8 protein-coding genes are annotated in these 15,391 nt (G+C 76.2%); 6 read left to right on the forward strand and 2 right to left on the reverse strand.

The window, feature by feature from the left end; all coding sequences use genetic code 11:
- Positions 1-5 precede the first annotated feature (5 nt).
- On the forward strand, positions 6-1,172 hold the full coding sequence (locus HUT16_RS35080) for an RNA-binding protein (protein ID WP_176192035.1): 1,167 nt from the start codon (positions 6-8) through the stop codon (positions 1,170-1,172).
- On the opposite strand, the gene HUT16_RS35085 is transcribed toward HUT16_RS35080, so the two are convergent.
- The gene (locus HUT16_RS35085; RefSeq protein ID WP_303392122.1) at positions 1,159-1,935 is read right to left on the reverse strand and encodes an NAD(P)-dependent oxidoreductase; all 777 of its coding nucleotides are present in this window, start codon (positions 1,933-1,935) and stop codon (positions 1,159-1,161) included. The genes HUT16_RS35080 and HUT16_RS35085 overlap by 14 nt on opposite strands.
- A gap of 122 nt (positions 1,936-2,057) precedes the next feature.
- Positions 2,058-3,050 (reverse strand): aldo/keto reductase, encoded by a 993-nt coding sequence (locus HUT16_RS35090; RefSeq protein WP_176192036.1) that lies wholly within the window; start codon positions 3,048-3,050, stop codon positions 2,058-2,060.
- A gap of 83 nt (positions 3,051-3,133) precedes the next feature.
- On the opposite strand from HUT16_RS35090, the gene HUT16_RS35095 reads away from it, so the two are divergent.
- From HUT16_RS35095 to HUT16_RS35115, 5 genes are all read left to right on the forward strand, one after another.
- A complete protein-coding gene (locus tag HUT16_RS35095; RefSeq protein ID WP_368662723.1) occupies positions 3,134-4,120 on the forward strand; it encodes a DUF5937 family protein in 987 nt (328 codons plus the stop codon).
- Between the two features lie 338 nt (positions 4,121-4,458).
- Entirely contained in the window at positions 4,459-5,862 is a 1,404-nt protein-coding gene (locus HUT16_RS35100; protein ID WP_176192038.1) for a glutathionylspermidine synthase family protein, read from the forward strand.
- The gene (locus HUT16_RS35105; RefSeq protein ID WP_176192039.1) at positions 5,856-7,292 is read left to right on the forward strand and encodes an MFS transporter; all 1,437 of its coding nucleotides are present in this window, start codon (positions 5,856-5,858) and stop codon (positions 7,290-7,292) included. Before HUT16_RS35100 ends, HUT16_RS35105 begins: the two co-directional genes overlap by 7 nt.
- 243 nt (positions 7,293-7,535) lie before the next feature.
- Positions 7,536-11,021 (forward strand): non-ribosomal peptide synthetase, encoded by a 3,486-nt coding sequence (locus HUT16_RS35110; RefSeq protein WP_176192040.1) that lies wholly within the window; start codon positions 7,536-7,538, stop codon positions 11,019-11,021.
- 112 nt (positions 11,022-11,133) lie between these two features.
- Positions 11,134-15,384, forward strand: a complete 4,251-nt coding sequence (locus HUT16_RS35115) for a non-ribosomal peptide synthetase (RefSeq protein WP_176192041.1) — start codon at positions 11,134-11,136, stop codon at positions 15,382-15,384.
- The last annotated feature ends 7 nt before the right edge of the window (positions 15,385-15,391 follow it).

Here is a 15,391-nt window from a genome sequence, read left to right on the forward strand (position 1 = left end):
ACCCGATGCTGCCGTACGTGTACCGCGTCACCAAGTACGACCCCGCCGACCGCGACGAGCGCGGCCACTACACCGGCACCGAGGACATCGAGAGCGACCACGGGCCGGTGGAGGCCCGGTACCTCGCCGCCGTCGCCGCGTTCGCGGCGGACTCCGGGGTGCGCGCGCTGGCGATCCGGGAGCCCGCACTGCCGCCCGGATTCTTCCACTTCGGGATCGAACCGGAGTACGGGGAGGCCGAGTTGGACGCGCTGCTGCCCGGCGGCCGCGGCGGGGTGCACGACGGGCTGCGGGTGGAGGTGCCGGTCGCGCAGGAGCTGGTGCGGGCGATGCTGCGCGACAGCGGGTTCTGGGGCCGTCTGGAGGCCGAGGGCCGGTTCGCCGTGCACATCGGCTACGACCAGTACATGTACATCGGCAGCCACCTGCCGTGCGCGCGGGCCGTTGCCGGGGTGAGCGCCTCCGGGCTGTTCCCCGAACGGATCGCCGCCTCCCCGTACGACCCCGAGCCCGACCCGGACGACGGCGAACCCCGCCCCGCCGACCGGGAGTTCTGGGCGCGGCTGCGCCGGTACGCGGAGCGGGGCGAGGCCGCGCTGCTGGAGGAGGGGTACGCGCACAACGCCGCCCGCTGGCACCGGCTCACCCCCGCGAACCTCGACGCCGTCCGGGCCGCCCTCGCCCCGCGCGCCCGGCTCTCGGTCTGGCCCGAACTGCTCGGCGACCCCGCTGCGGTGCCGGCCGGGCCGACGGAGGAGGACTGCTCGGTCCTGGTCGAGCACCCGGACGGCCGGATCACCGTCGCCCCGCACTACGGCGGCGACCCGTTCCCGGTCCTCCCGTCCGCCTGCCGGGCCGCGCTGCTGCCGATCGCCGTCGACCGGGGGCCCGTTCCGCTGTTCACCGCCGTCCGCCCCGACCCCGACGGCGTCCTGCGGGCCCGCTGGAGCACCGACCCGGCCCCCGGGGACGTCCGCTGGGCCCGGCTGCGGGCGCTGCGCGTCGGCGAGCCGGTCACCGTCGAGGCGGGTGCGGACGGCACGGCCGAACTGGGCGGCCTGCCCGTCGAGTTGACCGGCGCGGAACCGGCCCCCGGCGAGCGTGTGGCGGGCCGGGTCGCCGTAGTCGACCTGGTGCGCGAGCAGGTGGAGGTCACCGCTACAGGGTGGTGAAGTACCCGCCGAGCAGCCGGGCGTCCGCGCTGTCCGGGTCCAGCTCGCCGTGCTCGGCGAGGATCCGTTCGGCGTACGCCTCGGCGTCGTCCTGCGGGTCGTAGCCGAGCGCCCGGGCCGGGCCGAGGTCCCACCAGGCGCGGGTGTTGGCGCTGATCGCGTTGACCACGGTGTGGCCGACGCCGGGCGCGGTCAGGGCGGCGTGCACCAGGCGGGCGCAGTCGCCGGGGCTGAGCCAGGTGGAGAGCGCCCGGGGCGAGTCCGGCTCGGGGGCGCAGGAGCCGATCCGCAGCGAGACGGTCTCCACCCCGTGCTTGTCGGCGTAGAGGGAGGCCAGCGACTCGCCGAACACCTTGGACAGGCCGTAGTAGGTGTCCGGGCGCGGCGGGATGTCGGCGCGCACCGGCCGTTCGCCGTCCAGCGGGGTGAAGCCCACCGCGTGGTTCGAGCTGGCGAACACCACCCGGGGCACGCCCTCGGCCCGCACCGCCTCGTACAGCTGGTAGGTGCCCTCGATGTTGCTGTGCGCGATGTCGGCGAAGGCGCCCTCCAGGGCGATCCCGCCGAGGTGCACCACCGCGTCCACGCCGCGCACCGCTGCGCGGACGGCGTCGGCGTCGGCCAGGTCGAAGGCCAGCGCGTCCGGCACGCCCTCGACGGGCCGCAGGTCGGCCGGTCGCAACCGGTAGCCGTACGGGGGCAGCAGTTCGCGCAGCATGCTGCCGACGCCGCCGGCCGCGCCGGTGAGCAGAACGAGGGTCACGACGCCTCCGCGGTACGGGACTTGATCGAGCCGAGGCCGAAATCATTACCCGGGAACGGGCGTTCGGGAAAGCGCGCCACGCCGCGCCCGCCGACCCCGCGGTGCGCCGCCCTCCTGCGCGCTCAGCCCCGGTGGAGCGCGTCGAGCCCCGCGAGTTCGGCGGGGGAGAGCCGCAGCGCCCCGGCCGCGACGTTGGCGGCCAGGTGCTCCGGGTCACCGGTGCCGGGGATGGCCAGGACGTGCGGGCCGCGGTGCAGCGTCCAGGCCAGGCGGACCTGGGCGGGGGAGGCCCCGTGCGCCCGGGCCGCCGCCAGGACCTCCGGGTGCTCGGGGCCGGGGCCGTCCGCCCCGGGCCGGCCGCCCACGCCGTACTGCCCGGCCGGGCCGGCGATCGCGTAGAACGGGACGAAGGCCACGCCCTGCTCGCGGCACAGGTCGACGAACGCGTCCTGCTCGGGCCGCACCCCCAGGCCGTACATGTTCTGCACGCACACCACGGGCGCGACGGCCCGCGCCTCGGCCAGCTGGTGCGGCAGGACGTTGGACAGGCCCAGGTGCCGCACCAGCCCGGCGGTGCGCAACTCGGCCAGTGCGCCGAACCGCTCGGCGACCGAGTCGGCGCCCACCACCCGCAGGTTGACCAGGTCCAGGTGGTCGCGGCCGAGCTGGCGCAGGTTCTCCTCGACCAGGCCGCGCAGCTGCTCGGGCCGGGCGTGCGGCAGCCACGCCCCCGACGGGTCCCGGGGCTGGCCGACCTTGGTGGCGATCACCAGGTCGTCGGGGTAGGGCGACAGCGCCCGGTTGATCAGCTCGTTGGCCGAGCGCAGCGGCGAGAAGTAGAAGGCGGCGGTGTCGATGTGGTTCACGCCGAGTTCGACGGCCCGCCGCAGCACGCGGACGGCCTGCCCGCGGTCGCGGGGGAGCGCGTCGGACACCAGCGCCGGGCCGCTCTGGGCCAGCCGCATCGCGCCGAAGCCGACCCGGTTGACGGTCAGGTCGCCCAGGGTCCAGGTGCCCGCCGCGGCGGCGGTGACGGCAGCGGGGGCGGCGGGGGCGGTGGCAGTGGCGGCGGGGGTGGTGGCCGACTGCGGGGTGGTGGTGGTTCGCGCGTTCATGCCGGGATGATCGGCCGACGGCTAGAGTGGCGGCCATCGATTCGGACATGCCCGAATCCACGGCACCGGCAGGAGGGGACCCCGTGGCGGAACTGCCCCTCCCGGCCCGGGACGTGGCCCGGGTCCGGTTCGCGGTCTCACCGATGTGGCAGCTCACCACCGGCTACCGGTTGCTGGCCTCCGGCACGGCCGACCCCGTGCACCGGCGCTGGCTCGCGCAGGTGCGGCCCCGGGCGGCCGCCGCCGGGCTGGACCGGGGCTGGTTCGCCGAACTGCTCCCGCCCGGCGCCGCCTACGTGCCCGACTTCCTCAACCCGGCGCCCGCCGGCCCGGCCCCGGCGCTGGAGGAGGAGCTGGCGGCGATCGCCGCCACCCCCGCCGAGCGGATCCGCGCCGACCTCGACCACCTGCGCCACCACCAGGGCGGCGCCGGGCCCCGGGCGCGCGCCCTGCACGCCGACCCGGCCGCCCGGCTGCCGCAGCTGCTGCGGGAGGCCGCGGCCCACTGGGAGCTGGAGATCGCCCCCTACTGGCCGCGGATCCGGGCCCTGCTGGAGGCCGACGTCTTCCACCGGGCCCGGCAGGCCGCCCGGCACGGCACCGGCCACCTCCTCAACGCCCTCCACCCGCAGGTCAGCTGGGACGGCACCGGGCTGCACCTGGACCGCCGGGCCCGGACGCTGGCCCGGCACGCCGCGGGCGGCGGCCTGCTGCTGGTGCCCACCGCCTTCAAGGGCCCCGGCCTGTCCACCCGGATCGCCCCGCCCGACCCGCCGCAGCTCGCCTACCGGGCCCGCGGCGCCGGCCGGCTCTGGGAGCCGCGCACCACCCCCGCCACCGACGCGCTCGCCGCCGTCCTGGGCCGCGCCCGCACCCTGCTGCTGGTCGAACTCGACACCCCCGCCGGCCCCACCGAGCTCGCCCGGCGCACCGGCCTCTCCGCCGCCCACGTCTCCGAGAACCTCGGCGCCCTGCGCGCGGCCGGCTTCGTCACCTCCCACCGGGCCGGGCGCACCGTCCTGTACGCCCGCACCGAGGTGGCCGAGACGGTCCTCCGGACGGCCCGCTGACCCCCCGATCGCTCGAACGGCTCCGGAGCGTGTTCTTCGTGACGGAGGGTCACCATTCTCCGCTCACCTGGGGATTCGGATCGAAGATGACCGTTACATGATCGCATGTTGATATTTTTCGACACCTCGTGGCAACGGCGGAGAATATCTTCCGCTGCGCAAGAAAACCCACAGGTTCTCCGGTGCGTGCCCGCTCCAAGCGGAAGACCGCCTTCCGCAGGCCGGGCCGCCGACCGGAACCGCTGATACGTTGCCGCCGGCGACGGGGGCCGGTGACCAGCTCACACACGGACCCTGCCGTCCTCTCTTCCGGCAGCACGCAGAAACCGTGTGGGGGCATGGACAGTCAAGGCGATCGTTTGCGGCTCTCCTCCGAGGCACCCGGTGCGCCCGGAGACATCTGGAACCTGCTTCCCCAGGACTTCCGAAAGTCCGTCACCGACCTCTCCGCCGAACGCTCGCGGCAGATCCACGACGGCATCGCCGGCAGCAAGGGCGACTGGCGCCCGCTGCGCCCGATGGTCCTCGACCGAGGCCACTACGACGAGCTCGGCCGCGTCTCCGCCCGCCTGATGCACCTCGTGCTGGAAGCCTGCCGGCGCCGCGCCGGCAACGCCGGGGAACTCCAGGACGCGCTCGGCGTCCCCGCCGAGCAGACCCCGCTGCTCGACCGCTCCGCCCCGCTGGAGGACGGACTGCTGGTCGCCGCCCGCCCCGACGTCCTGTACGCCGACGGCGTCCCGCAGTTCGTCGAGTTCAACATCGACGGCGCGCTGGGCGGCACCCTCCAGGCCGACCTGCTCGCCGAACGCTTCCGCGACCTGCACCGGCTCGCCCCCGGCGGCGAGCGCATCCACGCCCCGGCCTCCGCCGTCGACGCGCGCTTCGCCGCGATCCGCCGCTCGCTCGCCCTCCCCGAGGGCGCCCGCGTCGCCATCCCGGTCTTCCGCCAGGGTGCGGCACCCGGCCTGGAGGACGCCGCCGCGTTCCTCGGCTGGCTCGGCCCGATGTGCGACAGCGGCCGCCGGCACGGCATGGACACCGTGGCCTGCACCATGGACCAGCTCACCACCGGCGCCGCGGACGACCTGCTGCTGGACGGCCGCCGGGTGGACGCCGTCTTCCGGCTCTTCCTCGCCCACGACCAGCCGGCCGGCCCCGGCCTCGACGCCCTGGTCCGGGCCGTCCGGGCCGGCCGGGTCGCCGTGCACACCCCCGAGACCACCTGGCTGCTGAGCGACAAGACCACCATGGCCTGGCTGTGGGAGGACCTGCCGCAACTGCCCGAGGCGGACCGGCAGCTGATCGCGCGCCACCTCCCGTGGACCGCGCTGCTCCCCGCCGGCACCGAGGACGAACAGGCGGACGGGGTGCTGCGCGAGGCGCTCGCCCGGCGCACCGAACTCGTCCTCAAGCCGGTCGGCGGCTACGGCGGCAGCGGCGTCGTGCTCGGCCCCGAGGTCACCGACGGGCAGTGGCGGCAGGCGCTGCTGCACGCCCGCCGCGAGGGCCGCCACGTCCTGCAGCGCCACGTGCTGCCCGACCTGCTCGCGCTGGACTTCGCCGACCAGCGGACCGGCGCCGTCGAGCACGCCGAAGTCCCGTTCGTGCTGGGCCCGTTCATGTTCGACGGCGCTCCCTCCGGGGTGCTGGTGCGGCACGGCGTCCCCGGCGGCGGGCCCGTCCTGAACGCCCACCACGGCGCCGTGATGAGCACCGTCCTGCTGGCGGACCGATGTTGACCCGGCGCCGGCCGGAGGACCGCCCCGGCGACACCGGCGGCACCGGGGAGGCCGACCGCCCCGAGGACCCCGGCGAAGCCCCGGACCGCGCGGGCGCCCGGCTCGGCCGGCCGTTCCGGCTGTTCCAGTCCGCCGTGGTCGCCTCCGACCTCGCCGACGGCATCTACAAGACCGCCGTCCCGCTGCTGGCCCTCGACATCACCCGCTCCGCCCTCGGCATCACCCTGGTCGGACTCGCCGTCCGGCTGCCCTGGCTGATCGCCATCCTCCCGGCCGGAGTGGCCGCCGACCGCCACCCGCCGCGGACGGTGATGCGCTGGGCCTCGGCCGTGCGGCTGCCCGTGGTCGCCCTGCTGTGCGTCCTGGCCGCCACCGACCGGCTCACGCTCTGGGCGCTCGCCCCGGCCGCCTTCCTGGTCGGCTGCGCGGGCAGCTTCGTCGACGTCGCCGCCCAGTCCCAACTGCCCCGCCTGGTCGCCACGTCCCAGCTGTCCAAGGCCAACGCCAGCCTGCAGTCCACCCAGACCTTCCTGGCCCAGCTGCTCGGCCCCGCCCTCGGCGGCTACGCGGCGGCCCTGGGCGCCGGGGGCGGACTGGCCGCCTCCGTCCTGCTCTACCTGGTGACGGTCTGGGCCCTGGGCCTGCTGCCCTCCCCGGCACCACCGGCACCGGCACCGGCACCGGAACCGGCGGCACCCGCGCCGCAGCCACCCGCACCGCCCGCACCGCCGGGGGAGCGGCCCGCCCGGCTGCGCGCCCTGGTCGGCGAACTCGGCGAGGGGCTGCGCCACTTCCGCGGCCGGCACGACCTGGTCCGGCTGGCCGCCACCGCCGCCGCCAACAACCTGGCGTACGCGATGTGCCTGACCATCCTGCCGCTGTGGGCCGTCGCCCCCGGCCCGCTCGGGCTGTCCACCACCGGCTACGGCCTGCTGCTCACCTGCCTGGCCGTCGGCAGCATCGTCGCCGGGCCGAGCAGCGGGTACGTGCTGCGGAAGGTCGGCGAGCGGCGGGTGATGCGCTTCGGCGCGCCCCTGCTCGGGCTCTGCTTCCTGTCCGCCGGGTCGGGCTCGGTGGCGGTGGTCGCCGCCGGATTCCTCTGCTACGGTCTGCTCTCCACCGTGTGGAGCGTCGCCGTCCTGTCGTACCGTCAGGCGACCATCCCCACCGCGCTGTTCGGCCGGGTCAACGCCGCCTACCGCTGGCTGACCTGGGGCGTCATCCCGCTGGGCGCCGCCCTCGCCGGAGCGCTCGCCACCCTGGCCGGCACCCGCTGGGTGTTCGTCGTCGCGGGCGCCCTGCCGGTCGCCGTCGGGCTGCTGCTGCCCCCGGTGCGGACCGTCCGCCCGGAGGAGCGCTCCACGCCGGACACCGCGAGCGGCGGCACCGTGACCGGCGGCACCGCGAGCGGCGGCACCACCACCACCTGACGCACCGCCACCCGACGCCGCGTCACCGGGCACCCCGCCGACGACGTCCCACCCGACGCCCCCGCGCCGCCACCACCCGGCGCCACCGCGCCCGCCCCGGGGGACCACACCCCCGGGCCCGCACCCACCGGGCCCCGACCCTCTTCGGCCCCCGGCCCCGCGCCGGAGCCCACCCGAACCACCCTCACCACGCGCCGAACGAACCCACGCACCGAACGAACCCACGGAAAATGGTGTCCACGCATGTCGTTCCTGCATGACCTGCTCAGCACGCAGGCCGAGTCGAACCCCACGCGGACCGTCGCCCTGCTCGGCGACGCCCCGGTCACCTACGGCCAGGCCGAGACCGCCGCCGACCGGATCGCCGCCGGTCTCGCCGCGTACGGCGTCCGCCCCGGCGACCGGGTGGGCCTGCTGATGTCGCGCTCGCTCGACCTGCTGCCCGCCGTCTTCGGTGCGCTGCGCTCCGGCGGCGTCTGCGTCCCCGTCGACCCCGAGGACCCGGCCGACCGCCGCAGCGCCATCCTGTCCCTCTCCGGCGCCCGGGTGGTGCTCACCGAACGCGCCCTGCTGGACGCCGACGCCCCCGCGGACGTCCGCCTGCTGGCCGTCGAGGACCTGCTGGCCGGCGACCACGCCCCGCTCGCCGCCCCGGTCGAACTCGCCGAGGACGCCGTCGCGTTCATCTTCTACACCTCCGGCTCCACCGGCGCCCCCAAGGGCGTCGTGCTCACCCACCGCGCCCTGCTGGCCGGCCAGCAGTGGCTGCAGCGGACCTTCCCGCTCCAGCCCGGCGACCGCCAGCTGCTGCGCACCACCCTCAGCATCACCAACCTGGTCCGCGAGGTCTTCTGGCCGGTGCTCTCCGGCGGCACCGTCGTCATCGTCCCGCCCGGCGGCCACAAGGACCCCGACCAGCTGGTCGAACTGATCAACGCCGGCGCGGTCACCACCCTGATGGTCGTCCCCGCACTGCTCGCCGGCATCCTGCAGAACCCGGCGTTCGCCGCCAACACCTCGCTGAAGTACGTCTTCTGCAGCAGCGACGTGATGCCCGGCGCGCTGCCCGGGACCTACTTCGCCACCGGCCCGAAGGCCCGCCTGTTCAACGTCTACGGCCTCACCGAAGCCCTCTACAGCACCTACTACGAGTGCCTGCCCGGCACCGCCTACGAGGGCTTCGTCCCCGTCGGCCACCCCGCCGAGCTCACCCCCCGGATCCTCGACGAGCAGCTGCGCCCCGTCCCGGCCGGCACCACCGGCGAACTGTGCCTGGCCGGCACCGGCATCGCCGAGGGCTACGACCGGCTGCCCGAGCTGACCGCCGCCAAGTTCGCCGACACCCCCGAGGGCCGGGTCTTCCGCACCGGCGACCTCGCCCGGCAGGGCGCCGACGGCAGCCTCGAACTGCTCGGCCGGATGGACGACCAGGTCAAGATCGCCGGCTACCGGGTCGAACTCGGCGAGGTCGAGGCCCGCCTGCTGGAGGTCCCCGGCGTCACCGGCGCCGTCGCCTCCGGCCTGCGCGACGCGGGCGGCCACCAGCGCCTGGTCGCCCACCTGACCTGCGGCGACCAGCCGCCCACCGCCGCCGCCATCCGCGCCCACCTCGCCGACCGGCTGCCGTACTACATGGTCCCGGCCGCGTTCACCGTCATCGACGCCGTCCCGCTGACCCACAACGGCAAGGTCGACCGCCGCGCCCTGCAGGACCTCCGGGGCGCCCACCTCGAACTCGCCGAGGAGTACACCCCCGCCCGCACCGACCTGGAGGGCTACCTCTGCGAGCTGTGGGCCGAGGCGCTCACCCTGCCCCGGGTCGGCATCCACGACAACTTCTTCGCCCTCGGCGGCGACTCCATCCAGGGCTTCCTGATCAGCGCCCGCGCCAACCGCGACGGCATCGCGCTGAGCGCCACCCAGGTCTTCGCCACCCCCACCGTCGCCGAGACCGCCGCCTTCGTCGAGGAGCAGAACCGCACCCGGCCGCAGTCCACCGGCCCGGTCGAGGTGCAGGCCTTCACCATCCCCGAGGCCGACCTCGCCGCGGTGCGCGCCGCCGCCCCCGACCCCGACGGCATCGAGACGGTCTACCCGCTCACCGAGATGCAGAAGGGCATGCTCTTCCACTCGCTGCTCGACCCGGACTCCGGCGTCTACTTCGAGCAGTTCCTGTACGCCCTCAACGGCGAACTCGACCTCGACGGCTACCACCGCGCCTGGCAGCAGGTCGTCGACCGGCACGAGATCCTGCGGGTGTGGATCGCCACCCGCGGCCTGTCCGAGCCGCTGCAGGCCGTCCAGCGCACCGCCGAACTCGGCTGGACCGTCCTCGACTGGTCCGGCCACGACGCCGCCGAACAGCACGCGCTGCTGGAGCGCTACCTCGACGACGACCGCCGCCGCGGCTTCGCCTACGACCGCGCCCCGCTGTTCCGGCTCACCCTGGTCCGGCTCGGCGAGAGCACCTACAAGCTCGTGATGAGCTACCACCACCTCATCCTCGACGCCTGGTCGCTGTTCGTGCTGCTGCGCGACTCGCTGGAGATCTACCACGCCCAGCTCGACGGTCGGCTGCCCGAACTGCGCCCCACCCGCTCCTTCGGTGACTACGTCGCCTTCCTGGAGCAGGAGGACATCGCCGGCGCCCGCGACTACTGGCTGCAGCGCCTCGCCGGGTTCCGCCGCCCTACCGTCATCGGCGCCTCCGCGCAGCTCGGCCTCTCCGCCAGTTCCCAGGAGATGCACGCCGAGGCCCGCCTCGACCTCGGCGAGGAGCTCACCGAGCGCCTGCTCGCCTACGGCCGCGCCAACCGGCTCACCCTCAACTCGCTGGTCCAGGGCGCCTGGGCGGTCGTCGTCGGCGGCTTCAGCGGCCAGGACGACGTCTGCTTCGGCATCACCATCACCCACCGGCCGGTCGGCCTGGCGGGCGTCGAGGACATCGTCGGCATCTTCATCAACAGCCTGCCCATGCGCGTCGTCCTCGACCAGGAGCAGCCGATCGGCCAGTGGCTCCAGGAGGTCCAGCGCACCCAGGTCGCCGCCCGCTCCCACGACCACTACCCGCTGCCGCTGATCCAGCAGCGCACCGACCTGCCCAGCGGCCAGCCGCTGTTCGAGTCCCTGCTGATCTTCGAGAACTTCCCCCGCGGCACCGGCTGGACCGGCCGCGGCGGCATCGACGTCCGCCAGGAGCGCTACGTCGGCTGGACGAACTACCCCTTCGCCATCGAGGCGATGCCCGAGGAGCAGCTGTTCTTCCAGGTCAAGCACGACCTGGCGTTCTTCTCCGAGGAGGCCGTCGCCCGCATCCTGGAGGCCTTCCGCGGCGTGCTGACCGCCATCGCCGACGGCGGCACCGCCACCGTCGGCAAGCTCGCCGGCCACCTCGCCGACCAGCGCCCCGCCCCCGCCCCGCTGCCCGCCGCCCGGGCCCAGGACACCGCGCTCTTCCCGGCCCGCGGCACCGCCGCCACCGCCGCCGTCACCACCCCGCCCGGCACCGAGGACGAGATCGCCCTCGCCCGGCTGTGGGCCGAGGTGCTGCAGACCGAGGAGATCGACGTCCACACGCCGTTCCTCGCGCTCGGCGGCAGCTCGCTCGCCGCGATGCGGCTGGTGGCCCTCGCCCAGAACGAGGGCTTCGACTTCGAACTGAGCGCGCTGTTCACCGCCGACGGCACCGTCCACCGCCTGGCCGCCGACCCCGACGGCCCGACCGGCTGACCCCGCGCCGGGCCGGGCGGCCCGCGCCCACCGCGCACCCGCCGCCCGGCCCGGCCCCGGCCCCGCACCACGTCGACGACCGGCCCGCCCACCGGCCCAGAGAGGCAGCACCATGGAACACCCCCCGTCCGGCACCACCGCGCAGGACCCCCGGGACCTGCTCGGCGAACTCGCCGAGCACGGCGTCCTGGTGCGCTCCCGCCGCGGCCGGCTGGTCGTCGACGCACCGCCCGCCACCCCGGGCCCCCTGCTGGAACGCCTCACCGCGGCCCGGCCCGAGGTGCTCGCCGCCGTCACCGCCCCCCCCGGCCTGCCCGGCCCCGCCCTCCCGCCCGACACCCCCGCACCCGCCGACGCCCCCTTCCCGCTGACCGACCTGCAGAGCGCCTACCACGTCGGCGAAGCGCACTACCCGCAGCTGCGCACCCCCGCCCACCTCGCCCACGGCTTCGAAGTCCCCGGCCTCGACCTGCCCCGCTGGACGGCCGCCCTGCGCACCGTCCTCACCCGGCACGAGACGCTCCGCGCCGCCCTCGACCCCGACGGCCGCCAGCACGTCACCGAGCTCCCCGCCCACTGGGGCCCGCAGGTCACCGACCACCGCCACCTCGACGCCGACCTGGCCCGCGCCGCCTTCCTGCGCCTGCGCGAGCACGCCGCCGACCACCTGCCGCCCCTGGACTCCGGCACCCAGCTCGGCTGCACCGTCCACCTGGCCCCCGACACCGCGTACGTGCTGCTCACCCTGCGCCTGTTCGCCCTGGACGCCCGCTCCATCGGCCTGCTCTGCCGCGACCTCGCCGCCGCCTACGAGGGCCGCCCGCTGCCCGGGCCCACCCCGCCCGGGCTGTTCCGGCGCTACACCGAGGCGCTCGACCGGCACCGCGACAGCCAGGCCCACCGCAACGCCGTCGCCCACTGGACCCGCCGCGCCGCCCAACTGCCGCCCCCGCCCGCGCTGCCCGACACCGCCGTGCCCGCCGAGGCCCGCTTCGCCCGGGTCCGCCACCGGCTGCCCGCCCCCGTCTGGAGCCGGCTGCGCGAACGCGCCCGGGAGAGCGGCCTGTCCGCCAACACCGTGCTGTGCGCCGCCTACGCCGAACTGCTGCGCCGCTGGTCCGGACAGCCCTCCTTCGGACTCACCGTGCTGGTCGCCACCCGCGGCATGCTCGCCGCCGACACCCCCGGCCTGGACCAGTGCGTCGGCAACTTCGGCAGCACCCTGCTGCTGGAGTGCGACGGCACCGCCGACACCTTCACCGCCCGCGCCGCCGCCCTCCAGCAGCGCCTGATGGCCGACCTGCCGCACGTGTGGCTCTCCGGCGTCGAGATCGCCCGCCGCGCCCGGCGCACCCGCCCCGACGCGACGGTCGCCAGCCCGTTCGTCTTCGCCTCCGGCCTCGACGACACCGCCGGCGAAGCGCTGCCCCCGCACCTGACCGCCGACGGCTGGCACCTGCTGTACAAGGCCATGCACACCCCGCAGGTCCTGCTCGACCACCAGGTCTCCGAGGAGGACGGCGAACTCGTCTGCACCTTCGACCACGTCGCCGACGCCTTCCCCGACGGCCTGGTCGCCGAACTCGCCGCCGCCCACGCCGACCTGCTGCACCGCCTCGCCGACGACCCGCACACCTGGACCGCCACCCACCGCCCCGACCTGCCCGACGCCCTGCTCGCCGCCCGCCGCGCCGCCAACCGCACCCACCGCCCCACCGACCCCGGCGACGTCCTCGACGGACTGCGCACCGGCGCCGCGCACACCCCCGACCGGCCCGCCCTGATCGGCGCCGACGGCACCGTCGGATACCGGCAGGCCGCCACCGCCGCCACCCGCACCGCCCGCGACCTCGACCGGGCCGGCGCCCGCCCCGGCGGCCTGGTCGGCGTCCTGGCCCGCAAGAGCCCCGCCCAGTACCTCGCCGCGCTCGCCGCCCTCGCCCACGGCTCCGGCTACGTCCCGCTCGGCGTCGACTGGCCGCCCGCCCGGATCGCCGCCCTGCTGGAACGGCACGCCATCACCCACCTGCTCACCGACGACGAGGGCGCCCGGCTGGCCGCCGCCCTGCCCGGCCCCGCCGCCGTCACCGCCACCGCGCTGCGCCCGCCCGCCGCCGCCGACGCCTCGGGCGAGGGCGAGGGCGACGACGACGCGTACGGGCTGCCCGCCCAGGACCCGGACGCGCTCGCCTACGTGATCTTCACCTCCGGCTCCACCGGCACCCCCAAGGGCGTCGCCATCCCGCACAGCGGGCTGCTCAACACCGTCCAGGACATGGTCGAGCGCTTCGGCGTCGGCCCCGGGGACCGGTTGCTGTCGCTGTCCGAACTGCACTTCGACCTCTCCGCCTTCGACCTGTTCGGCGCCCTGCACGCCGGCGCGGCCGTCGTCGTCCCCCCGTGCGGCCCCCGCCCCGACCCCGAGCTGTGGGCCCGGTGGGTGGCCGACAGCGGCGCCACCGTGTGGAACACCGTCCCGGCGCTGCTGGAGATGCTCCTCGACCACCTCGGCGAGCGCGCCGCCGACGTCCTCGGCGGGCTGCGGCTGATCCTGCTCAGCGGCGACTGGATCCCGCTCGGCCTGCCCGACCGGATCCGCGCGGCCTGCCCCGGGGCGCGGCTGGTCGCCCTCGGCGGCGCCACCGAGGCCTCGATCTGGTCCAACTACCACGTGGTGGAGGACCTCGACCCGTCCTGGAAGTCCGTCCCCTACGGCCGGCCGCTCGCCAACCAGCGCTACCACGTCCTGGACGCCGGCCTCGCCGACGTCCCGCACTGGGTGCCGGGGGAGCTGTACATCGCCGGCGACGGCCTCGCCGCCGCCTACTACGGCCAGCCCGAACTGACCGCCGAACGCTTCCCGCGCCACCCGCGCACCGGGGAACGCCTCTACCGCACCGGCGACCACGCCCGCTACCGGCCCGACGGCACCCTGGAGTTCCTCGGCCGGGTCGACAGCCAGGCCAAGGTCCGCGGCTACCGGGTCGACCTGCTGGAGGTCGAGCAGCAGCTCGCCGCCCAGCCCGGCGTGCGCGCCGCCGCCTGCACCGTCACCGGCACCGGCGCCGACAGCCGGCTGACCGCCTTCGTCGTCCCCGCCGAGGACGGCCCGGCCCCCGACCCGGCCGCCCTGCGGGCCGGCCTGGCCGCCGTCCTGCCCGGCTACGCGGTGCCCGGCGCCTTCCACCGCGTCCCCGCGCTGCCGCTGACCGCCAACGGCAAGCGCGACGCCCGCGCCCTGCTCGCCCTCGCCGCGGAAGCCTCCCGAGCGTCCGAAGCGTCCGAAACCGGGGGCGCGCCCACCGGCCGCCCGCCGCGCACCGACCGCGAACGCGCCCTGGCCCGGCTGTGGGAGCAGGTCTGCGGCACCACCGTCCGCTCCGTCGACGACGACTTCTTCGCCAGCGGCGGCAGCTCCGTCACCGCGGTGCGGCTGCTGCGCCTGATCGGCGAGGAGTTCGGGGTGCGGCTGCCGCTGTCCAGCCTGTTCGAGGCCGGCACCGTCGCCGGGCAGTGCGCGCTCCTGGACCGCCGCGGCCGCCGCACCCTGCTGACCGTCCGCGCGGGCGGCCCGGAGACCGTGGTGCTGGTGCACCCCGTCGGCGGCCACCTGCTGGGCTACCGCGACCTGATCGAGGCCCTGCCCGCCCGCTTCGCCGTGCACGGCCTGCAGAGCCCGGCCGCCGCCGAACTGCCCGGCACGCTCGGCGAACTGGCCGACGAGTACGCCGCCGCGGTCGCCGCCCTCGGCACCCCCGTCCACCTGCTCGGCTGGTCGCTCGGCGGCGTGCTCGCCGCCGAGATCGCCCACCGGCTGCCCGACGCCCCGCGCTCGCTCACCCTGGTCGACAGCTTCGTGGCCGCCCCCGCCGGCCCGGACGGCGTCCCCGCGGCGGGGGAGGCCGCCACCGCGGCCGACTTCTTCGCCGACCACCTCGGCCGGGGCGACACCGACGCCCCGGACCTGCGCGTCCCCGCCGGGCACCCCGACCCGTTCGGCCACCTCGCCGCCCGGCACCTGCCCGACGAGCCCCCGCAGGCCCTGCGCGCCCTGCACGACCAGTACCGCGCCTTGTACCGGCTGCTGCTGGCCCACCGGCCCCGGCCGCTGCCCGGCCGCTGCCCGCAGACCTTCGTCCGCGCGGGCGGCGAACGCCCCGGCGCCTTCCCCGGCCTGACGCCCGCGCAGGAGCACCCCGGCGCCCTCGTCCCGCCCGGCACCGAGGTCCGCACCGAGCCGGGCACCCACCACACGGTCGTCCGGGCGGACGCCGCGCAGCGCCTCGCCCTGATCCTCGACCGGCACGCCGACCGGCACGCCGAGCGCACCGACCACCCCGAGCCCGCCACCAGCAGGAAGTGAGACACCC

It is taken from the genome of Kitasatospora sp. NA04385 (assembly GCF_013364235.1).
Lineage (GTDB): Bacteria > Actinomycetota > Actinomycetes > Streptomycetales > Streptomycetaceae > Kitasatospora.

Excerpts from the sequence above, each read along its gene's own strand:
- HUT16_RS35090 (WP_176192036.1), bottom strand. The coding sequence starts at position 3,050 with ATGAACGCGCGAACCACCACCACCCCGCAGTCGGCCACCACCCCCGCC.
- HUT16_RS35115 (WP_176192041.1), top strand. The coding sequence starts at position 11,134 with ATGGAACACCCCCCGTCCGGCACCACCGCGCAGGACCCCCGGGACCTG.
- HUT16_RS35105 (WP_176192039.1), top strand. The coding sequence starts at position 5,856 with ATGTTGACCCGGCGCCGGCCGGAGGACCGCCCCGGCGACACCGGCGGC.
- HUT16_RS35080 (WP_176192035.1), top strand. The coding sequence starts at position 6 with ATGCTGCCGTACGTGTACCGCGTCACCAAGTACGACCCCGCCGACCGC.
- HUT16_RS35110 (WP_176192040.1), top strand. The coding sequence starts at position 7,536 with ATGTCGTTCCTGCATGACCTGCTCAGCACGCAGGCCGAGTCGAACCCC.
- HUT16_RS35100 (WP_176192038.1), top strand. The coding sequence starts at position 4,459 with ATGGACAGTCAAGGCGATCGTTTGCGGCTCTCCTCCGAGGCACCCGGT.